Genomic DNA, 18,380 nt, shown 5'->3' on the forward strand with positions numbered 1-18,380 from the left:
TGCGTTCGAATTCGGTGGTGACGGTGTCGGAGAGTCCGGCGGTCTGGTCGACGATGATCTGCGCGTGCCGGTAGCTGATCTCGCCGGCGCCGAGTGCCCGGTGGGTGTCGGGCAGCGCCTGCACGAGGCGCTGCGATTCGCCGATCAGGGTCTCCGCGGTGCGCTCGGGGATCCGCAGCCGGGCGGCGAGGTCGAACGTCAGCTCCCGCCGGGCACGCACCGCCGCGTTCCACCCGTGGGGCTCAGACCCGAGCGGCCCGCCGGAGGAGGTTTCTGCCGCGATGGCCTCGCTGGTGCGTCGGGCGGCGTCGATCAGTTCCGCCCGGGCGGCCGCGGTCGCCCCCTGGATGCGGTCGACGGTCTCGACGGTGTCGAGCACCCCGCCGAGCGTCCGGCGCAGCATCGCGATACGCGGCGCCTCGGCCCCGGGTTGCCGCTCGATCAGATCTGTCATGCCGGAAGTGAAACCGCGGCCACCGACATTGCCCCGCACCGGCCGGAAACCTGTGGACAACCCCGTTATCCACAGCAGAGTAGTCAGGTCGCGACGCTCACGATCGAACTCAGGACGTCCCGCGCTGCATCAGCATCCCGCCGCTGAGCACGGTCATCAGCCCGACGAATCCGAACACCAGGCCCAGCAGCTCGTTGTCGGCGGCCGACGCCATCGTCCACCCTCCGCCGCCGATCACGAGCCCGCCGACGAGCAGCGCCAGGCCGATGAGTTGGCGTCGGAACATGGCGCCAGCCTAGGGCTCGGCTTCCGCCCCGCCGAGTGGTTGACAGGGGTCAAGGTCAGAGCGGCTGACGCACGCTAAGAAGCGTCGGCGAGCGACGCACCCAGCACCACAGCGGCGAGAATCGAGGCGGCCGCCCTGGCGTGGTTGGCGCGCCGCCAGCGCGGCTCGAAGCGCTGCCAATCGGGCGAGCCGCCCGCGAGCGCGTTGTTGAGCGGCACGTTGCGCACGACAGTGATTCCGAACGCCGCGAGCGCGAGTGCCGCACCCGCAATACGCGCCGGGTGGGTGTCGCCGACCAGTTCGACCACGGCAATCGCCGCGGCGCTGACGGCGCCGCCGAAGAAGACGAGCATAAACGGCGCACGCACCGCGGCGACATTGACCGCGCGCATGGCCGCAATCGCATCGCCCGCGGCGTGCGTGCGCAGCGCGGGAAGCACGAGCGCGGAAAAGGAGAAGTACACCCCGCCGGCCACGCCCGCGCAGGCGGCAGCGGTGACGACGGTCGCGGTTTCAAAGGAGTTCATGCCGCTAGCTAAGACCACCGCAGGCAACGTTTGAATAGTCAGCCGTATCGCATCCATACGTGATCGTCTAATTTTGACGCATGGATCCGCTCGCCCACCTCCTCGACGGCCCGCGCGCGCACCGCGCCTTCGCCCTGCGCGTGGTGATGGCGCCCGGCTGGTCGATCGACGTTCGCGACGAGGCGCCGCTCACCGTGATCGCGATGATGACCGGCAGCGCGGTTCTCGCCAGCGACGGCGTCCTGCACGATCTCGAGCCCGGGGATGTCGCGTTGGTGCGCGGTCCAGCCCCATACTCGGTGTCGGATGACGCGTCCCGAGCGCCCGACGCGGTGATCCATCCCGGGCAGCTGTGCACCACCCCGACCGGGGAGCATCTCGACGTGACGCTGTCGCACGGCGTGCGCACGTGGGGCAACTCGCCCCTCGGCCAGACGAGCATGCTGATCGGCACCTACACGAGCGACGCCGAGGTGAGCCGCGCGGTGACGGCCGCGCTGCCCAGAGTCGCCGTCGCACGTTCGGGTCAGATCGACCCGGCCCTCGTCGCCCTGCTGGGGCGAGAGATCACCAGCGACGCATCCGGACAGGGCAGCACCGTCGACCGCCTGCTCGACGTGCTGCTCGTGCACACGATCCGCGTCTGGGCGTCCGAGCATCCGGAGTCGGCGCGGGGCTGGCTCGCCGGCCGGTCCGACCCGCTCGTGGCGCGGGCCCTCGAACTGTTCCACGGCGATCCCGGCGCGGCGTGGACGCTCGACGTTCTGGCCCGGCGGCTGAATGTGTCACGCGCCACCGTGGCCAGCCGCTTCCGCGCGACCGTGGGCGAGTCGCCCATCTCGTACCTCACCAACTGGCGCATGCTGTTGGCGAGCGAGATGCTCGCGCGGCCGGAGGCGACGACCAGCCAGATCGCGACGGAGGTCGGATACGGCAGCCCGTTCGCGTTGAGCACGGCGTTCAAGCGGCGCTTTCTGCAGAGTCCGACCGAGTACCGGCGGCGCGTGTACCCGGCCTCCGTTCCCGTCCGACGTCGCGACGTCGGTTAGAACCCGCCGCCGCCGGGCCGCATCCACGCCGAACTGCCGCCGGCACGCTGGGCCGCGTCGTACGGGTTCGCCTCAACGGCCGTTCCCGCCCGCTGGGTGTCGTCGCGGTCCGCGGCGAACCGGCGACGCAGGCGAGCCGCCCTGATCGTTCGGACCAGGGAAACGATAGCGGTGAGGATCAACGCGATGGTGACGATGAAACCCGCGATGGAGGTGTCCATGGGCCCAGTATGAGCCGTGGTCGCGCCGGCCGGAAGCGCGTGCCCGATGCCCAGTGACATCCGACGCCCCTTTTCGTCACAGCGCGCCCTCCGAGGCGTAAGCTGCCCGGGTGAGAGTCTCCCGCATGTTCGTGACGCCCTCGGGGCGCTTGGGGGTTGTCGGCATTCCACTCGCCGGCCGCAGATAGCCCTTCGGCTTTCCCCCTATTTCACCGAACATCCTGCTCGCGATGCACTCTGCCGCGGGCATCGACCCTGGAGCATCCGCATGATCTCTCTCGACGAGAAAACTATCCGCGCGTCGTTCGTGAACGCGTCGCGCAAAGAAACATCCGACCTGACCTTCCCCGCCGGTTTTGCCGACCTCGACTGGGATCGCCTCGACTATCTCGGGTGGATCGACCCGAAGATGGCGAAGCGCGCCTACATCGTGGTTCCGCTGCCCGACGGGCCGGTGGGCATCGTGCTCCGGCAGGCCGACGCGGCACCGCGCAGCCGGGCCCAGTGCTCCTGGTGTCAAGACGTGCACCTGCCCAACGACGTCGTGCTCTACAGCGCACGACGCACGGGGCCGGCAGGACGCAACGGCAACACGGTGGGTACGCTGATCTGCTCGAAGTTCGAGTGCTCGACCAACGTGCGCAAACTGCCTCCGTCGGCCTACATCGGCTTCGACCGGGAGGCGGCGCGCGGGCAGCGCATAGCCGTGCTGCGGCAGCGGGTTACCGACTTCGCGACCGGCGTCGTGCTGGGCGTCTAGCCGGTACAGCTGGAAAAGAGGCCCGTCACCCTATGGGGTGACGGGCCTCCGTCTCGCTGGTGTCGCTACTTCTCGGGGATGGTCTCGCCGGGAATCTCGGAGTCGGTGTACTCGCCTTCGGCCTCCACCGTGCGGTCCGCCGGATCGAGCGGGTCGTTGTCGGTGTATTCGCCTTCGCCCTCGCGCTTCGAAGTCGTCATTGATCTCCCTTTCGTCGATTTCTTGCTTCGACGGTACGCCACGGTGGCCCGTGTCGCATAGCCGGTCGGATGACTCGCAGGTTGGCACGGGGAGGTGTAGAGAGAATGGCGTGTGACCCATTCGCGCCGAAGCCTCCGTTCCGCCCTGCTGCCCCCGATCATGCGAGCGAGGGGGAGCAAGCGGGAGTTCTCGTCACCTGACGTCACTATGCGCCTCGCCGCCGAGCACGCGCTGCGTCCGGAGTCGTTCGCGCCGCCCAAGAACATCGACCGGTCGGTGCGCATCACGGTGCGCCAGGTGGCCGGATGGCCGGTCTACACCGTGACGCCGCGTGATCGACCCGTTCGCCGCAGGGCGGTCTATGTGCACGGCGGTGCGTGGGTGCACGAGATCTCTCCGTTCCACTGGTGGCTGATCGCCCGCCTCGCGGTGAACACGGGCACCGAGTTCACCGTGCCGATCTATCCGCTCGTGCCGCGGGGAACGGCCGGCGAGGTCGTGCCGGTGGTCGCCGATCTCGCGGCCGAGCTGGTGGCGGAGGCCGGGTCATCCGCTGTTCTCATCCTCGGCGACTCCGCCGGCGGCACCATCGCGCTCTCCGCGGCCATGCTGCTGCGTGACCGCGGCGTGCCCGCGCCCCGCGACATCGTGCTGATCTCGCCCGTGATCGACCTCACCTTCAGCGACCCGCTGATCTACGAGATCGAGCCGCGCGATCCGTGGTTGAACGTGCCCGGACCGAAGGCGGCGGCCGAGGTCTGGCGCGGCCACCTGCCCATCGACCACCCGTTCGTGAGCCCCGTGAACGCGCCGCTCTCCGGCATCGGCCGCATCACCCTGTTCAGCGGCACGCGCGATATCACCCACGCCGACGCGATCACCCTCGCGAGGAAGGCCCGGGCCGAGGGTCACCCGCTCGACTTCCAGCAGCGGGCGAACATGCTGCATGTGTACCCGTTGCTGCCGATTCCCGAGGGGGCCGAGGCGCGCGCGGTGATCGAGGCAGTGCTGACGGCAGAAGAGTGGAGCCTGTGAGAATGGATGCCCCGGGCCGCCGCCTCGCGGGAGCCCTGGCGTTCATCGTCGGCGCGTTGCAGTACGTCACGCTCGAGGCCATCGCGGCCGCCGCCTGGACCACGCCGCGCTACGACTACGCGGTCAACTACATCAGCGACCTGGGCGTGCCGGACGCCCAGATCTACGGCGGCCGGCAGGTCGATTCCCCGCTGGCGTGGGTGATGAACACCGGGTTCGTGCTCGAGGGCGTGTTCTTCGTCGTCGGCGCGGTGCTGCTCGCCGGAATGTTCGGGGGCGTCTCGCGCTGGCTCTTCGTGGGCTTCGCCGTGCTGCACGGCGTGGGCATCGTGCTCGTCGGACTCTTCGACGAGGCTGCGGATGCCGGACCGTTGCACCTGATCGGCGCGTTCCTGGCTATCGTCTTCGGCAACCTGACCGCGCTCGTGGCCGGTCTGGCCGCCGTGCGCGCGGGCCTGCCGCGCTGGTTCTCGATCGCCAGCGTGGTGCTGCCCGTCGTCGGCCTGCTCAGCGAGAGCGTGCTTCTCGCCGGGCTCTCCGACGTGCGGTTCGACGGTCTATGGGAGCGCGGCGGCGTGTACTCCGTGACCGTGTGGCAGCTGCTGATCGGCGTCGCGGTGCTGTCGACCTTCCGGGCCGGTCGGCCCGTAGCTGGGTCCGTCCGTCGGGGCTGACCCGCACCCCCCCCTCTTGCGCCGGAGACGACCGCGCGCAATACTTAGCCGCATGGCTCAGTATTCGACGACTCTCGACGACGCATTCCAAGCGCTGGCCGATCCGACCCGACGCGCCGTGCTGAGCAGGCTCGGCACGGGTCCGGCGAGTATCAGCGAGCTGGCCGGGCCGTTCGACATGGCGTTGCCGTCGTTTATGAAGCACATCCGGCTGCTCGAGAAGAGCGGGTGGATCCGCACGCGCAAGGTCGGGCGGGTGCGCACGTGCACCCTCGATACCGCCTCCTACGCTGCCGTCGAGAACTGGCTGTTGACGCAGCGCGACGTGTGGGAGGGGCGCACCGACCGTCTCGAAACGTTCGCCGCCAGCATCCGAATCGAAGAGAAGGAACTATGACAAGCCTTACACGCCCCGACCTCGACCTCTCTATCTCGCGCGTCATCGCGGCACCCCGCGCGGCAGTCTGGGAGGCCTGGACCGATCCGGCGAGCTTCGAACAGTGGTGGGTGCCGGCACCCGCCCGATGCCGTGTCGTCGATCTGGATCTCACACCGGGCGGGTCCTTCCTCACCCAGATCAGCGAGGACGGGGGTGAGTTCGGGCCGCACCTGACCGGCTGTTTCCTCGCCGTCGACCGCCTGGAGCGCACCGTGTTCACGAACTCGCTCGTCGCTGGATGGCGGCCGGCCGAGGAGCCGTTTATGACCGCCGTGATCACCCTCGCCGACCACCCCGACGGCACCGCCTACGAGGCGCGTGTGATGCACCGCAGCGAGTCTGACCGGGCGGCGCACGAGCGGATGGGGTTCTACGACGGCTGGGGCACCGTCACCGGGCAGCTCGCCGCTCTCGTCGAGCGCCCGTAGCGGTCAGCCCGTGCGCTCGAGCGAGCAGTCGGGTCCGGGGAAGACCAGCGACTCGTGCCCGTCGTCGAACTTGACGAGATAGGGCGGGTCGCCGTCGTTTCCCCGAACCTCGGCTATTTCTCCGTGGCGGTCGGGGGAGCCCACGTTCTTGCCGTGGATGACGATCCGTTCGCCCACTGTTGCGCGCATTGCGATCACCTCGCGCCCATCGTACGACCGGGCGCGACCCGCGGAAAGAGGGGTTAGGCGGCGACGCCGTACTTCTTCATCGCGGTCTCCACGATCTCGAGACCCTCCAGTCCGGGCATCCGGGAGATGTGGTCGTCGAGCTTGCGGATCTCGCGCATGCCCTCGTCGCCCGCGAACAGGTGGCCCATCACGTGGGTCACTTCCTCGGGTTCCATCACGCTCGAGCCGACGGGCCCCCACGCCTTCTTCAGGGCGAAGCGGGCTATGACGCGGGCCTTTTTGCTGGCCGCGAGACGCTCGCGTGCCTGCGTGGCGTAGAAGGCGACGTGCTTGGCCTCCTGCTTGGCGATGCGCTTGAGCAGCACGGCCAGCACCGGGTGCTTCTCCAGTTCGGCGAGGCGGTTGTAGGCGGCCACCGCCGACCACTCGTTGGCGGCACCCCAGATCATGTGCACGGCGATGAAGTCCTTGCCCACGATGTTGCCGAGCAGCGACTGCTTCACCGGGTCGAGCCGGTCCTTCCAGCCGAGCTTGAGGCGGGTGGCCTTCAGCTGGTCGAAGTCGACGGTGATTCCGTGGGCGCCGAGCACCTCGGCGAGGGCCTCGCCGTGCCAGAACTCCTCGCGGTTCCACATCGTCATAAACGCCGAGACCTCGGGGTCTTTGTGCGAGGGCGTCACGAGCATGTCGCGCAGGTAGCAGACCGTGTGGTACTCGATGTCGCACATGTAACGCAGGCTGCGCAGCGTCGAATCGGGCAGCGGGTTGGTCTTGAACTCGTCGAAATCGAGGTCGCTCCAGTTCACGTTGACGCTGGTCGCCGTGTACTTGTCGATGTCAAACGCCATGGGAGGCAACTTTCTCGTCGGTCGGGCTTACCGGAGCATTCGGAGCGGGATGCCTTCCCAGTTTGGCCGTCGTCGCCCAGGATTGGATAGTCCACCGCTTGGCCTGCGCCTGGCTGTAGAGCTGGGTGTCGGGGTTCACGGCGGTCGGGTTGCCGAGCAGCTGCAACCACGGCACGTCGGCGTGCGAGTCGCCGTAGCCGTACGACTGGCTGAGGTTCAGGCCGTGCTGCTTCGCGTATTCACGCAACCAGGAGGCGCGCGCCTCGTCGACGAGCGGGGGCGTGGCCAGATAGCCGGTGAGCACGCCGTCGCGCTCGTGCATGCTGCCGGCGACCACCTCGTCGAAGAACGGAGCGAGCGGCGTGGTCATGAGGTCGATCGTGCCGGTGACGAGCACGGTGCGGTGCCCTGCCTCGCGGTGTTCCTGCGCACGGCGCAGAGCATCGGGGTAGACGTGGTTGATCAGCTGGCGTCCGAAGCGGCCGCGCACGAGCGCCTCGATGCGCGACACCCTGATGCCCTCGTAGCGGCGCATGAACGTGCGGATGAACTCGCCGCGGTCATGACGCTCCGCGCGCAGGTACTTGGGGATCGAGACGGCCAGGCTGGCGAGCTCGCGCGCCATGAACGTCTTGGTGATGCCCAGCCAGAGGTACTGCTGCACGAGGTTGGACTCGAGAACCGTGCCCTCCAGGTCGAAGACGGCCACAACATCCGACCGCTTCGGAAGGGCGCGTTGCGCGCGCTTGTTTCCCTGCGGGCGGTTCGCGAACGCCTTGGTGAGGGCGGTGATGGCGGGGAAGTGCACGCGCTGGAAGTAGTCGTTCCAGTCGATGGCGGCGACGTCGAAACCGAGGTCGGCACGCTTCTCGGCGGGGATCGAGTTGTGCAGTCTCTTCGCGTTGCTGTCGTCGAAGATGATCTCGGTCTGCACGTAGGCGCGGTAGAGCTCGGTGTAGCCGCGCAGTGTCTCGAGCGCGTTCTGGTTGACGTGCACGCCGTCGAGCCACTTCTGGGTGCGCTTCGTCGAGGGCAGCCGCGTGATGGCGCGCTCGGCGAACTCCGCGATGTCTTCGCGGCGCTTGAGCGCGCGCTCCACCTTGCGGGCGCCGGGGAAGCGCCAGAGCGGCACGCTGATGTGACCGTCTTCGTGTGGCAGCGGATTCGCGGTGAAGAACTCGTTGACGTTCTCGTACATCTCGTGGAACGGCAGCGGATTCGAGGCGCCCGAATTGACGTGGTAGTACTGCGGGTCTGCCGGGTCGGGGTCGGTACCGGCCGCCGCGATGATCGCGTTCACGACGTAGTCGACGGGGATGATGTCGAGGATCGAGTCGGGCAGGCCCGGGAAGTCGGGCAGTTGGCCGCGCCCGTAGGCGAGGATGAGCGGGTCGGCGACCTTGAAGCCGTCGATCCAGCCCGGGAACGGGTGGTGCAGCGCGCTCTCGATGATCGCCGGGCGCACCACGGAGAGGCGGTGGCCCGCCTGGGCCCACAGCTCCTCGGCCGCGCGCTCGCCGAAGGCCTTGGTGAGCGTGTACACATCGGTCCAGCCCAGGCTCTCGGCGCGGGTGCGGCCGTAGTCGACCAGCTCTCTGGTGACCCACTCGGCGCGGGCCGTCTCGGCGGCGCGGGCGACGGCCTGCGGGCCGGCCTTGCCGTTGGCGGCACGGGAGCGGCCGATGAAGCGGCGCAGGCTCTCGGGTTCGCGGGAGGCCAGTTCGACTTGTTCGCGGGCTTTCGCGGCCGAGGCGGCCTCCGCGCGCCAATCGACCTCGTGAGTGAGCGACGCCTCGGGCATGATGCCCTTGCGGATGCCGCCGACGTAGCAGGTGGAGACGTGCACGACGTGCGGGTCGGAGCCCGAGGCGAGCAGGGCGCCGTAGAGGCCCAGGGCGCCGCCGACGTTCGTGTCGAAGGCCTCGTCGATCGGTGGATCGAACGAGACGGTGGATGCACCGTGGATCACCACATCGATGTCGCCGGGCAGCTCGGAGATCGAGGTGAGACTGCCCGAGACGACACTCACGCGCTCGGCGAGAATGCGGGCCGCCTCGTCGTCGCCCACCTTCTCTTTCCACGCCGAGAACACGGGCTTGCGCAGCAGGTTCGCCAGACGGGTCTCGGTGGTGGCGCTGCCCTTGGTGCGCACCAGGATCGACACGCGGGTGTCGGGGTAGGACGAGAGCAGACGCTCGAGCACCGCCTGGCCGACGAAACCGGTCGCGCCGGTGAGGAAGACGTGGGCGCCGGCGAGGCCGGCCTTCTTGTCGGCGGGGCTCATGCGGGTGATCCGGCGTGTGCTGCTACTGCGCGTGAAATGAGGGGGAGCCCTTCCTGGCCGGGGAGAGAGGAGATTTTCGCGTCGATCGCCGCGGCGGTGCCGGGGGAACTGGCGAACAGATAGGAGTAGAAGAAGTCGGTCTCGGATTTCGCCTCGGCCTCGGCGCCGATGGGCCACTGGGCCGCGGCGATCTGACGGGCGACGGTGACGCGGGTGTGCTCGGCGAACGCGAGACGGTCGCGCGCCTGCGCCTCGAAGAATTCGAGCTGGCGTGCCTGCACCGCGACGAGCCTGTCGACGATCGCGGCGAGTGCCGGGTTGGGGTCGAGAGCCACAATGCGGGCGAGTGCGGCCTGTGTCATCCACTCGTCTATCGTGCCGAGGGTCATGTGCACCGCGATCATGTCTTCGCCGAGCTTGCTCGCCCGGATCGACCCGGTGATGGGGCGCACCCGCTCGCGGATCTCGCCGAAGAACGCGGCCACCCGGGAGCGCTGCTTCGGCGCGGGGAGGGTCACGTCGTGGGCATCGATCACGTGCTGCAGCGCGTCGGCGATCCAGAACTTCTCGAACGCCCAGGTGCCGAGAAACGCGGTGACCCTGGCGTCTTTGTGCGTCGCGGTGACGAGCACGTTGCGCAGGTGGCCCATCGTTCCGCTCTCGACGGCGGCGACGTAGCGCAGGGCGCGAAGTGTGTCGGGTCGCAGGGGAGACGCGGCGAAGGGCGCCAGGTCGATGTCGTCGCGGTGGCTTCCCGCGGCCGTGCGCGCGTAGTCGCGCACGCTGAATCCCTGGGCGGGAACGGCCACGGGAGGGCCGTCTGTCTCACTGTGCACGATGCTCTTTCCCGCCGAAACAATCTGGTGCACCGAAGTCTATTCGATCAACGATACGGGCCGCGTAGCGTATCCTGTCCGAATGGCTACTGCTCTCGTCACGGGTGGGACGTCGGGCCTCGGAGCGGAGTTCGCCCGGGCCCTCGCCCGTCGTGGATACGATCTCGTGCTCGTCGCGAGAAACCCCGAACGGCTCGATTCGATGGCCGCAGAACTGCGTGCGTCGGGCCGCTCCGTCGAGACGCTCCGCGCCGATCTGAGCGACCGCGCCGACGTCGACGTGGTCGTCGACAGGCTGACGGATGTCGCCCGCCCCATCGACGTGTTCGTGAACAACGCGGGATTCGGCATCCACACCCCGCTCACCTCGGCCGACACGACCGCGCACGACCGCGCCATCGAGGTGATGATCCGTTCGGTGCTCGTGCTCGGCGGAGCGGCCGGCCGGGCCATGCGTGCGCGCGGCGACGGCGCCATTATCAATGTCTCGAGCGTCGCCGGCTACATGGCGATGGGCAGCTACTCGGCCGTCAAGGCCTGGGTGCGCAGCTACAGCGAGGGCCTCGCGGTCGAGCTCCGCGGCACGGGCGTGCGCGTCACGGCGCTCATGCCCGGCTGGGTGCACACCGAGTTCCACGACCGCGCCGGCATCACGACGAATTCGATCCCGAACGCGTTGTGGATCGACGCGGGCCTGACCATCGAGTCGGGTCTCCGTGCCTCGGAGAAGGGCCGCGTGCTCGTCATCCCCTCGGCGCGGTTCAAGTTCCTGTTCTTCATCGTGCGGCACCTGCCGCGCGGCGTGGTGCGCTGGATCTCCGGCAAGATCTCGTCGAGCCGCAGCAACTCAGTCGAGACCCACGCATGAGCGACGAGGCCGCCAAGCCCGGCAAGGCCGCCAAGCCGGTGAAGGTCACGCACCTGCACCGCTTCTCGTCGTCGGGTCACGCCGCCGCGCGATTCGTCGCCCAGCGCGTCATCCTTAAGGGCGTCGTCTGGTCGGTCGCGAAGGTGACGGTCAAGGGCAAAGAGACACTCGCAGACCTGAAAGACCCGTTCATCGTCGTGGCGAACCATTCGAGCCATCTGGATGCGCCCCTCATCACCGGCGCCCTGCCCAGGGCGCGGGCGCGGTATCTCGCCGCGGGTGCCGCCGCAGACTACTTCTTCGACGTGGCCTGGCGTCGTGCAGCGACGGCGCTGTTCTTCAACGCCTTCCCCGTAGACCGCACGGGCCAGGGTTCGCGCTCGGGCCTCGCCAAAGAACTGCTCGGCCGTGGCGTGCCGCTGCTGATCTTCCCGCAGGGCGGACGGTCGAAAGACGGCATCATCGGCCCGTTCAAGCCCGGCGCCGCGGTGCTCTCAATGCACGTCGGTGCGCCCTGCGTGCCGGTCGCGATCATCGGCGCCGCGGACGCCATGCCGCCCGGGCGCAACTGGCCCGTTCCGGGACGCCCGCCGGTGGTGGTCGTCTTCGGCGAACCGATGGTCGCCGCACCGGGCGAGAGCGCCTCGGATTTCTCTGCAAGACTGCACCGCGCGGTGTTGGACCTGCACGCGGCACACTCCGCGTAGTCCCCACTCGTATCAGCACGTAATCAGCACGATAGGAAAGTAGAACCATGGCGAACGTCAAGCACATGAAGTGGTGGGGCTGGGGAGTCGAGGGTGTCGCGTTCACCTACGACAACAAGCCGGCGTTCGCACCCTTCGTCAAGAAGGCCGTCGGACTCGAGCTCGACGGCAGCGCCGGTTCGAGCGTCGCCTTCAGCGACCTGACCCTGCCGTCGAGCACTATCGACGCCGCGTTGCTCGCCGAGCTCGGTGCGATCGTCGGCGCCGACAACGCGATCGTCGACGACGAACTGCGGCTCGTGCACACCTATGGCAAGAGCATCCGCGACCTGCTGCGCATCCGCGCGAGCGACCTGCCGCGCATGCCCGACGTCGTCGTGTACCCGGCCGACGAGGCCGAGGTCGCCGCGGTGGTCTCCGCCGCGGTCACGGCCAACGCCGTGATCATCCCGTTCGGCGGCGGCAGCAACATCTCCGGCAGCCTCGAGCCGCACCCGGGCGAGGCCCGCGTCGTCATCTCGCTCGACCTCGGCCGCCTGAACAAGGTCGTCTCCATCGACGAGGGTTCGGGCATCGCCCGCATCCAGGCCGGCGCGCAGGGCCCGTTCATCGAAGAGCAGCTGAACGCCCGCGGCTGGACCATGGGCCACTTCCCCGACAGCTTCACCCACTCCACCCTCGGCGGCTGGGTGGCCACCCGCTCGTCGGGCATGCAGAGCGACAAGTACGGCGACATCGCCGACATCGCCCGCGGCCTGCGCATGGTGCGCCCCGCCGGCATCGTCGACATCCGTCCCGTGCCCTCGGCCTCCACCGGTCCGAGTGTGCGCGAGATGATCCTCGGCAGCGAGGGCCGTCTCGGTGTCATCACCGAGGTCACCGTGCAGGTGCACCGCACCCCCGAGGTGCGCGAGATCAACGGCTACCTCTTCCCGAACTGGGAGGCCGGCATCGCCGCGATGCACGAGATCTCCGAGAGCGACGCCCGCCCGACCGTCACCCGCGTCTCGGACGCCCGCGAGAGCGGCTTCTCGTTCGCGACCGGCAAGGCGAAGACCGGTTTCGACCCGCAGAAGCTGCTGATGGCCTACCTGAAGCGCCGCGGCTGGAACCTCGAGGGCATCAACCTGTCGTTCATCGGCTTCGAGGGCAGCAAGTCGCACGTGGCCTACGAGAAGAAGATCGTGGCCCGCATCGTGAAGAAGCACGGCGGACTCGGGGTGGGCAAGGGCCCGGGCGTGCTCTACGACCAGAAGAAGTTCGACACCCCGTACCTGCGCGACTTCCTGCTCGACCGCGGCGCCGCCGCCGACGTGTCGGAGACCGCCGCGCCCTGGTCGCGCCTCAACGAGATCCACGACGCCGTCTACGCCGCCGCGAACGAGGCCTACGAGAGGATCGGCACGCCCGGCTGGATCATGAGCCACCTCTCGCACTCGTACCACTCGGGTGCCTGCCTCTACTTCACGTTCGCCTTCGTGCACGGCGGCGACACCGCGATCGCGCAGTACGACGTGGTGAAGCGGGCCATTCAGCAGGCCTTCGTCGACCACGGCGGAACGATCTCGCACCACCACGGTGTCGGTCGCGAGCACGCTCCGTGGCTCGAACAGGACATCTCGACGGAGGGCGTCGCGCTGATGAGCGGCCTGTTCGCCTCCGCCGACCCGAAGAAGAACTTCAACCCCGACAAGGTGATCACCTACTAGAAGGACCTGATCACCTTCTAGAGGGACCGGGGCTCCTACGCCGAGAACCCCGGCCAGAGCAGTTCGAGCACCGAGTCGGCCCACGCGTCGTCGAGCTCGCCGCCACGGATCAGCTGCCCGAACAGCGCGCCGAGCAGCACCGTGGCGGCGAGTCCGATGTCGAGGTCGGCCTTGAGGTCGCCCGCCGCCACCCGTTCGTGCAGGAATTCGGTGAGCCGCACCGAGCGGGCCTTGATCATCTCGCGCATCAGGTCGTTCGATTCGGGATGGTCGTTGAGGATGATGGATGCCGCGGCGCCCCGCCCCACCATGTTCTCGGCCATGCGTGCCGCATCGTGCAACAGCCACTTGAACGTCTCGTAGGTGGGCAGGTCGGTCGGGATGGCGACCTCCGCCGTGGACGACTCGATGGCCGCCCGCAGCAGGTGCTCACGGGAGTCGTAGCGCCGGTAGATCGTGGTCTTCGCGATGCCCGCCTTCGCCGCGACGGCCTCGATGTTCACCGCGGCGGGGCCGTGTCCACGCAGGATGTCGAGCGTGACGCTGAGGATGCGGGCGTCGATGGCCCGACCACGAACCGCCTTGACCCGCGGAGCCAGCTCGGTCACGAATCCTCCGCTCGGTGGTCGATGCTCAATGGTCGATGTCTGTGGGGCAGCCCTCAGGAGGGCGCGCGAGCGTCAATCGTAACCCGCCAACGCTACGGGGCGCGTGTCGATAATTTTCGCGCCTGCGCTAGCATCGGCGCATGGTTTCCACCGCCAACCTCGTGGCGTTCACGCTCGCCGCCCTGCTGCTCGTCGTGTTGCCGGGGCCGAGCGTGCTGTTCGTCGTCGGCCGCGCCCTCGCCATCGGACGGCTGGGCGCGCTGCTCAGCGTGGTCGGCAACGCCGTCGGCATGTTCGTGCAGGTGCTCGCGATAGCCCTGGGCCTCGGCGTGATCCTGGAACAGTCGATCGTGCTGTTCACCATCGTCAAGTTCGCGGGCGCCGCGTTCCTCGTCTACCTCGGGGTGCAGGCCATCCGGCACCGCAACCGGGCCGCGTCGACGGGCGGTTCGGATGCGCCCCGGAGTCGCTGGCGTTCCCTCGCCGAGGGCGCGGGGGTCGGGGTGACCAACCCGAAGTCCGTGGTCTTCTTCATCGCCGTGCTGCCGCAGTTCGTCGACCCGACCGCCGGTGGAGTGCCGCTGCAGATGATCGAGCTCGGCGCCGTATTCGCGCTGCTCGCCATGGTGTTCGACAGCGTCTGGGCGATCGGGGCCGGCTTCGCCCGCGACTGGCTCGGGCGCTCGCCGAAGCGGCTGTCCCGGCTCGGCGCCACCGGTGGCGTGGCCATGATCGGCCTCGGGGTCGGTATGGCGGCGACCGGCACCAAGACCTAGCGGCCCCGGCGGGCGTTCGCGCGCAGCATCCGCCCTCTCCAGCGTCCCGTCTACCCGCCCGTCCCGTGCACCACATGCAGGAGATTTCTGCGCGAAGGTCCGTGCATCCCACCAGATCTGTGACTCGAGGCGAAATCTCCTGCATTTGGTGCGCGGGCGGGGGCTACTTCTTGAAGATCTCGGCGTCCATGGTGTCGTAGCCCTCCGCCTGCGGGTCGCCGTGGAGTCCGCCGGAGAGCGCGTACTCCTCCTCGGGGGACAGCACCAGGCGGTGGCGTCCGTAGATGGCGAAGCCGATCAGGATGACGACGTAGACGACGACGATCGCGATGATGGCCGGCTGGAAGGCCTCGTTGAACAGGAACCCGAGGAACACCAGCAGGGCGATGGCCGCCGCGGAATAGGCGCCGAAAAGGCCCCACGGGCTGCGGTACGGCCGGGACGCGTTCGGGAACTTCTTGCGCAGGATGATGAACGACAGCATCTGCAGGAAGTAGGCGACGACCGCGCCCCACACGGCGATGTTCAGCACGATCGCCCCGGCCACGGCGCCGACACCCTCCTCGTCGAGCCGCCCGAGCACGTCGACCACGACGAGCGCCAGGAAGCCGAGGATGGCGCCGACGAGCAGCGCGACCCACGGGGTCTGGCGTTTTCCGGTGAGCGAGAAGATCTTCGGGTAGTACCCAGCACGGGAGAGCGAGTACATGTTGCGGCCGTAGGCGAACATGATTCCCTGCAGCGAGGCGAGTAGGCCGACAAGGGCGAGCAGCGCGAGCACAGCGGCGGCCTGGTCGCCGACGATCGCGCGGAACCCGTCGAGCAGCGGCTCGGCCGAGACGCCCATCGCCTCGGCGCCGATGACCCCCGTGTTGAGCACGAGCACGAGCAGGCCAGTGACGATGAGGGTTCCGCGTGCCCAGAGGCCGGCGCGGGGGATGTCGCGGGCGGGGTTGTGCGACTCCTCCGCGGCGAGCGGCAGCTCTTCGATGCCGAGGAAGAACCACATCGCGAAGGGCAGGGCGAACAGGATCGGGAAGACGCCGTGGGGCAGGAACTCGCTCTGACCGGGGTCGGGCACCGTGTCGAACAGGCTGTCGAAGCTGAAGACACCCGAGAACACCGCCATCGCCGAGAAGACGAGCAGAATGCCGATGGAGATGATCGAGACGACGATCGCGAACTTGAACGAGATGTTGGCACCGGCCGAGTTGAGGGCGATGAAGACCGCGTAGAGCACGATCCACCAGATCCACATGCTGCCGGACAGGTCGAAGTTCAGCAGTTCCGCGGTGATCGAGTTGGCGTACTGGGCGGAGAAGAACACCACGACCGCCGTCGTCGCGACGTACTCGATGGTCTCCGCGAGGCCGGTGACGAGGCCGCCCCACGGCCCCATCGCCGATCGGGCGAACGAGTAGGCGCCGCCGGTGTGCGGCATCGCCGACGACATCTCGCCGATCGAGAAGGTGAGGCCGTAGTACATCACGACGAGGATGGCGAAGGCGATGAGCATGCCGCCGAAGCCGGCGAAGTCGATGCCGAAGTTCCAGCCGGAGAAGTCGCCGGAGATGACGGCGGCCACCGCGAGGCCCCACAGGCCCCAGACGCCGGCCGAACGCTTGAGGCTGCGTCTCTCGAAGTAGCCCTCTTCGGCCTTCGTGTAGGTGACGCCGGAAACGCTTCTGCCTGTCTTCTCAGCCATCATTCCTCCAGGAAGCACGATCGGGTTATCCGAGAGCATGGCGCTTATTGGTACTTCGTGTCTACCTTTGGCTGTAAACAGCGCGTTACAGAAACACGAGAGCCGCGGCATCCGTCTGTGGTCTAATGGTCGGGCCAAGGCAATTTCGGCACAGGGAACCCTCGACCCAGATCGGCTGCCATGACCACGCTCGCCACCACGCCCGTCTCCGGAAACCTCACCATCGACCGGCTCACCGAGCTCGTCGCGGGCAATGAGATCGACACCGTGATCATCGGCTTCACCGACATGCAGGGGCGTCTGGTCGGCAAACGGGCGTCGGCGCGGCTCTTCCTCGAGGAGTTCGCTGCCCACGGCGCCGAGTGCTGCAACTACCTGCTGGCCGTCGACGTCGAGATGAACACCGTCGACGGGTACACGATCTCGTCGTGGTCGAAGGGCTACGGCGACATGGCGATGATGCCCGACATAGGCACCCTGCGCGTCGTTCCGTGGCTCGAGGCGACCGCGCTCGTGATGGCCGACCTGACCTGGCTCGACGAGGAGCCCGTCGTGCAGTCGCCGCGCGAGATCCTCAAGGCGCAGATCGCCCGCCTCGCCGAGCACGGCCTCGTGCCCTACTCGGCCACCGAGCTCGAGTTCATCGTCTTCGACGACTCGTACCGGTCGGCGTTCGCGAGGGGCTACACCGGCCTCACACCCGCCAGCGACTACAACATCGACTACGCGATCCTCGCCTCCACCCGCATGGAGCCGCTGCTGCGCGACATCCGCAACGGCATGGACGGCGCCGGCATGTACTGCGAGGGGGTGAAGGGCGAGTGCAACTTCGGGCAGCAGGAGATCGGCTTCCGCTACGCCCACGCGCTCGCGACCTGCGACAACCACTCCATCTACAAGAACGGCGCGAAAGAGATCGCCGACAAGCACGGCAAGTCGCTCACCTTCATGGCGAAGTTCAACGAGCGCGAGGGCAACAGCTGCCACATCCACCTCAGCGTGCGCGGCGAAGACGGCACCCCGGTGATGGCGGGCGACGGGCCGCACGGCTTCTCGAAACTCATGGAGCACTGGCTCGCCGGCCTCATCGCCACCACCCGCGAGTTCAGCCTGTTCTTCGCACCCAACATCAACTCGTACAAGCGCTACGTCGAGGGCAGCTTCGCGCCGACCGCCGTGGCGTGGGGCCTCGACAACCGCACCTGCGCGCTGCGCGTGGTCGGGCACGGACAGGGACTACGCGTCGAGAACCGGGTGCCCGGCGGTGACGTGAACCAGTACCTCGCGACCGCCGCACTGATCGCGGGCGGCCTCTACGGCATCGAGAACGAACTCGAGCTGGAACCGATCTTCGAGGGAAACGCCTACGGTTCGGATGCGCCCCGCGTTCCCACCTCTCTGCGTGACGCGGCAGAACTGTTCGGCGCCTCGTCGATCGCGGCCGAGGCGTTCGGCCCCGAGGTCGTTGCGCACTACCTCAACAACGCCCGCGTGGAACAGCTGGCCTACGACGCGGCCGTCACCGACTGGGAGAGGACGCGCGGCTTTGAACGCTTCTGACGCTTCGCCGGGTTCAGTGACCGTAAGGCCGCTGATCGGTCTCACCACCTATCTCGAGCAGGCCCAGACCGGGGTGTGGGACGTTCCCGCCGCCTTCCTGCCCCAGGTCTACTTCGACGCGGTCACGAGGGCCGGCGGCATCGCCGTGCTGCTGCCGCCCCAGCCCGTAGACCCCGCCATCGCCGACCGGGTGCTCGACGGTCTCGACGGGCTCAT

At 68.2% G+C, this 18,380-nt stretch carries 23 protein-coding genes; 12 read left to right on the forward strand and 11 right to left on the reverse strand.

Going from position 1 to position 18,380, the window contains the following annotated elements:
• From ACLQ6X_RS15615 to ACLQ6X_RS15625, 3 genes are all read right to left on the reverse strand, one after another.
• Positions 1 to 454: DUF222 domain-containing protein (locus ACLQ6X_RS15615; RefSeq protein WP_411701075.1), on the reverse strand; the 454-nt coding region annotated here is incomplete at its 3' end.
• Between the two features lie 109 nt (positions 455 to 563).
• Entirely contained in the window at positions 564 to 740 is a 177-nt protein-coding gene (locus ACLQ6X_RS15620) for a hypothetical protein (protein WP_411701076.1), read from the reverse strand.
• Positions 741 to 814: 74 nt separating this feature from the next.
• Positions 815 to 1,324, reverse strand: coding sequence for an anthrone oxygenase family protein (locus ACLQ6X_RS15625; RefSeq protein ID WP_411701077.1), 510 nt, complete (start codon positions 1,322 to 1,324; stop codon positions 815 to 817).
• 23 nt (positions 1,325 to 1,347) lie between these two features.
• On the opposite strand from ACLQ6X_RS15625, the gene ACLQ6X_RS15630 reads away from it, so the two are divergent.
• A complete protein-coding gene (locus tag ACLQ6X_RS15630) occupies positions 1,348 to 2,316 on the forward strand; it encodes an AraC family transcriptional regulator (protein WP_411701078.1) in 969 nt (322 codons plus the stop codon).
• Here ACLQ6X_RS15630 and ACLQ6X_RS15635 read toward each other — a convergent pair.
• Positions 2,313 to 2,537 (reverse strand): hypothetical protein, encoded by a 225-nt coding sequence (locus ACLQ6X_RS15635; protein WP_411701079.1) that lies wholly within the window; start codon positions 2,535 to 2,537, stop codon positions 2,313 to 2,315. The genes ACLQ6X_RS15630 and ACLQ6X_RS15635 overlap by 4 nt on opposite strands.
• A gap of 268 nt (positions 2,538 to 2,805) precedes the next feature.
• Here ACLQ6X_RS15635 and ACLQ6X_RS15640 point away from each other — a divergent pair, with 268 nt between their 5' ends.
• Positions 2,806 to 3,297: an FBP domain-containing protein gene (locus tag ACLQ6X_RS15640; protein WP_411701080.1), complete on the forward strand. Its 492-nt coding sequence runs from the start codon at positions 2,806 to 2,808 to the stop codon at positions 3,295 to 3,297.
• 65 nt (positions 3,298 to 3,362) lie between these two features.
• Here ACLQ6X_RS15640 and ACLQ6X_RS15645 read toward each other — a convergent pair whose 3' ends face one another.
• Positions 3,363 to 3,497 (reverse strand): hypothetical protein, encoded by a 135-nt coding sequence (locus ACLQ6X_RS15645; RefSeq protein WP_268235588.1) that lies wholly within the window; start codon positions 3,495 to 3,497, stop codon positions 3,363 to 3,365.
• A 112-nt stretch (positions 3,498 to 3,609) separates the two neighbouring features.
• Between ACLQ6X_RS15645 and ACLQ6X_RS15650 the strand changes: the two genes are divergently transcribed.
• From ACLQ6X_RS15650 to ACLQ6X_RS15665, 4 genes are read left to right on the forward strand one after another with little or no spacing between them, the layout of a single operon-like run.
• Positions 3,610 to 4,533: an alpha/beta hydrolase gene (locus ACLQ6X_RS15650; RefSeq protein WP_411701081.1), complete on the forward strand. Its 924-nt coding sequence runs from the start codon at positions 3,610 to 3,612 to the stop codon at positions 4,531 to 4,533.
• A 2-nt stretch (positions 4,534 to 4,535) separates the two neighbouring features.
• On the forward strand, positions 4,536 to 5,207 hold the full coding sequence (locus ACLQ6X_RS15655) for a DUF998 domain-containing protein (protein WP_411701082.1): 672 nt from the start codon (positions 4,536 to 4,538) through the stop codon (positions 5,205 to 5,207).
• A 52-nt stretch (positions 5,208 to 5,259) separates the two neighbouring features.
• A complete protein-coding gene (locus ACLQ6X_RS15660; protein WP_411701083.1) occupies positions 5,260 to 5,604 on the forward strand; it encodes an ArsR/SmtB family transcription factor in 345 nt (114 codons plus the stop codon).
• Positions 5,601 to 6,074, forward strand: coding sequence for an SRPBCC family protein (locus ACLQ6X_RS15665; protein WP_411701084.1), 474 nt, complete (start codon positions 5,601 to 5,603; stop codon positions 6,072 to 6,074). Before ACLQ6X_RS15660 ends, ACLQ6X_RS15665 begins: the two co-directional genes overlap by 4 nt.
• A gap of 3 nt (positions 6,075 to 6,077) precedes the next feature.
• On the opposite strand, the gene ACLQ6X_RS15670 is transcribed toward ACLQ6X_RS15665, so the two are convergent.
• The 4 genes from ACLQ6X_RS15670 to ACLQ6X_RS15685 are packed head-to-tail and all read right to left on the reverse strand — an operon-like array spanning position 6,078 to position 10,231.
• Positions 6,078 to 6,263, reverse strand: a complete 186-nt coding sequence (locus ACLQ6X_RS15670) for a DUF1918 domain-containing protein (RefSeq protein WP_411701085.1) — start codon at positions 6,261 to 6,263, stop codon at positions 6,078 to 6,080.
• A gap of 53 nt (positions 6,264 to 6,316) precedes the next feature.
• Complete coding sequence (locus tag ACLQ6X_RS15675) at positions 6,317 to 7,111, reverse strand: ferritin-like domain-containing protein (RefSeq protein ID WP_411701086.1); 795 nt, start codon at positions 7,109 to 7,111, stop codon at positions 6,317 to 6,319.
• Positions 7,101 to 9,395 carry an HAD-IB family hydrolase gene (locus ACLQ6X_RS15680; RefSeq protein WP_411701087.1) on the reverse strand — a complete coding sequence of 765 codons (2,295 nt, stop codon included), beginning with the start codon at positions 9,393 to 9,395 and terminating at the stop codon, positions 7,101 to 7,103. Before ACLQ6X_RS15680 ends, ACLQ6X_RS15675 begins: the two co-directional genes overlap by 11 nt.
• Positions 9,392 to 10,231, reverse strand: coding sequence for a hypothetical protein (locus ACLQ6X_RS15685; protein WP_411701088.1), 840 nt, complete (start codon positions 10,229 to 10,231; stop codon positions 9,392 to 9,394). The genes ACLQ6X_RS15680 and ACLQ6X_RS15685 overlap by 4 nt, the downstream gene beginning before the upstream one ends.
• 82 nt (positions 10,232 to 10,313) lie before the next feature.
• Here ACLQ6X_RS15685 and ACLQ6X_RS15690 point away from each other — a divergent pair, with 82 nt between their 5' ends.
• The 3 genes from ACLQ6X_RS15690 to ACLQ6X_RS15700 are packed head-to-tail and all read left to right on the forward strand — an operon-like array spanning position 10,314 to position 13,515.
• Positions 10,314 to 11,099 carry an SDR family NAD(P)-dependent oxidoreductase gene (locus ACLQ6X_RS15690; RefSeq protein ID WP_411701089.1) on the forward strand — a complete coding sequence of 262 codons (786 nt, stop codon included), beginning with the start codon at positions 10,314 to 10,316 and terminating at the stop codon, positions 11,097 to 11,099.
• Positions 11,096 to 11,806, forward strand: a complete 711-nt coding sequence (locus ACLQ6X_RS15695; RefSeq protein ID WP_411701090.1) for a lysophospholipid acyltransferase family protein — start codon at positions 11,096 to 11,098, stop codon at positions 11,804 to 11,806. The genes ACLQ6X_RS15690 and ACLQ6X_RS15695 overlap by 4 nt, the downstream gene beginning before the upstream one ends.
• Before the next feature lie 47 nt (positions 11,807 to 11,853).
• A complete protein-coding gene (locus tag ACLQ6X_RS15700) occupies positions 11,854 to 13,515 on the forward strand; it encodes an FAD-binding oxidoreductase (RefSeq protein ID WP_411701091.1) in 1,662 nt (553 codons plus the stop codon).
• 35 nt (positions 13,516 to 13,550) lie between these two features.
• Here the strand turns inward: ACLQ6X_RS15700 and ACLQ6X_RS15705 are convergent, their stop codons facing one another.
• A complete protein-coding gene (locus tag ACLQ6X_RS15705) occupies positions 13,551 to 14,123 on the reverse strand; it encodes a TetR/AcrR family transcriptional regulator (RefSeq protein WP_411701092.1) in 573 nt (190 codons plus the stop codon).
• A gap of 140 nt (positions 14,124 to 14,263) precedes the next feature.
• Between ACLQ6X_RS15705 and ACLQ6X_RS15710 the strand changes: the two genes are divergently transcribed.
• Positions 14,264 to 14,899 carry a LysE family translocator gene (locus tag ACLQ6X_RS15710; protein WP_411701093.1) on the forward strand — a complete coding sequence of 212 codons (636 nt, stop codon included), beginning with the start codon at positions 14,264 to 14,266 and terminating at the stop codon, positions 14,897 to 14,899.
• Between the two features lie 163 nt (positions 14,900 to 15,062).
• Here the strand turns inward: ACLQ6X_RS15710 and ACLQ6X_RS15715 are convergent, their stop codons facing one another.
• Positions 15,063 to 16,604 (reverse strand): amino acid permease, encoded by a 1,542-nt coding sequence (locus tag ACLQ6X_RS15715; RefSeq protein ID WP_411701094.1) that lies wholly within the window; start codon positions 16,602 to 16,604, stop codon positions 15,063 to 15,065.
• 180 nt (positions 16,605 to 16,784) lie between these two features.
• Here ACLQ6X_RS15715 and ACLQ6X_RS15720 point away from each other — a divergent pair, with 180 nt between their 5' ends.
• On the forward strand, positions 16,785 to 18,164 hold the full coding sequence (locus ACLQ6X_RS15720) for a glutamine synthetase family protein (RefSeq protein WP_411701095.1): 1,380 nt from the start codon (positions 16,785 to 16,787) through the stop codon (positions 18,162 to 18,164).
• Positions 18,165 to 18,180: 16 nt separating this feature from the next.
• On the forward strand, positions 18,181 to 18,380 hold a 200-nt coding region (locus ACLQ6X_RS15725; protein ID WP_411701096.1), incomplete at its 3' end, for a gamma-glutamyl-gamma-aminobutyrate hydrolase family protein.

Origin of the sequence: Conyzicola sp. (assembly GCF_046714715.1) — a bacterium.
GTDB lineage: Bacteria > Actinomycetota > Actinomycetes > Actinomycetales > Microbacteriaceae > Conyzicola.

Bases quoted from the DNA above. Each gene is read 5' to 3' on its own strand.
- ACLQ6X_RS15620 (WP_411701076.1), bottom strand. From the start codon at position 740: ATGTTCCGACGCCAACTCATCGGCCTGGCGCTGCTCGTCGGCGGGCTC.
- ACLQ6X_RS15625 (WP_411701077.1), bottom strand. From the start codon at position 1,324: ATGGATGCGATACGGCTGACTATTCAAACGTTGCCTGCGGTGGTCTTA.
- ACLQ6X_RS15630 (WP_411701078.1), top strand. From the start codon at position 1,348: ATGGATCCGCTCGCCCACCTCCTCGACGGCCCGCGCGCGCACCGCGCC.
- ACLQ6X_RS15635 (WP_411701079.1), bottom strand. From the start codon at position 2,537: ATGGACACCTCCATCGCGGGTTTCATCGTCACCATCGCGTTGATCCTC.
- ACLQ6X_RS15640 (WP_411701080.1), top strand. From the start codon at position 2,806: ATGATCTCTCTCGACGAGAAAACTATCCGCGCGTCGTTCGTGAACGCG.
- ACLQ6X_RS15645 (WP_268235588.1), bottom strand. From the start codon at position 3,497: ATGACGACTTCGAAGCGCGAGGGCGAAGGCGAATACACCGACAACGAC.
- ACLQ6X_RS15655 (WP_411701082.1), top strand. From the start codon at position 4,536: ATGGATGCCCCGGGCCGCCGCCTCGCGGGAGCCCTGGCGTTCATCGTC.
- ACLQ6X_RS15660 (WP_411701083.1), top strand. From the start codon at position 5,260: ATGGCTCAGTATTCGACGACTCTCGACGACGCATTCCAAGCGCTGGCC.
- ACLQ6X_RS15665 (WP_411701084.1), top strand. From the start codon at position 5,601: ATGACAAGCCTTACACGCCCCGACCTCGACCTCTCTATCTCGCGCGTC.
- ACLQ6X_RS15670 (WP_411701085.1), bottom strand. From the start codon at position 6,263: ATGCGCGCAACAGTGGGCGAACGGATCGTCATCCACGGCAAGAACGTG.
- ACLQ6X_RS15675 (WP_411701086.1), bottom strand. From the start codon at position 7,111: ATGGCGTTTGACATCGACAAGTACACGGCGACCAGCGTCAACGTGAAC.
- ACLQ6X_RS15680 (WP_411701087.1), bottom strand. From the start codon at position 9,395: ATGAGCCCCGCCGACAAGAAGGCCGGCCTCGCCGGCGCCCACGTCTTC.
- ACLQ6X_RS15690 (WP_411701089.1), top strand. From the start codon at position 10,314: ATGGCTACTGCTCTCGTCACGGGTGGGACGTCGGGCCTCGGAGCGGAG.
- ACLQ6X_RS15695 (WP_411701090.1), top strand. From the start codon at position 11,096: ATGAGCGACGAGGCCGCCAAGCCCGGCAAGGCCGCCAAGCCGGTGAAG.
- ACLQ6X_RS15700 (WP_411701091.1), top strand. From the start codon at position 11,854: ATGGCGAACGTCAAGCACATGAAGTGGTGGGGCTGGGGAGTCGAGGGT.
- ACLQ6X_RS15710 (WP_411701093.1), top strand. From the start codon at position 14,264: ATGGTTTCCACCGCCAACCTCGTGGCGTTCACGCTCGCCGCCCTGCTG.
- ACLQ6X_RS15715 (WP_411701094.1), bottom strand. From the start codon at position 16,604: ATGGCTGAGAAGACAGGCAGAAGCGTTTCCGGCGTCACCTACACGAAG.
- ACLQ6X_RS15720 (WP_411701095.1), top strand. From the start codon at position 16,785: ATGACCACGCTCGCCACCACGCCCGTCTCCGGAAACCTCACCATCGAC.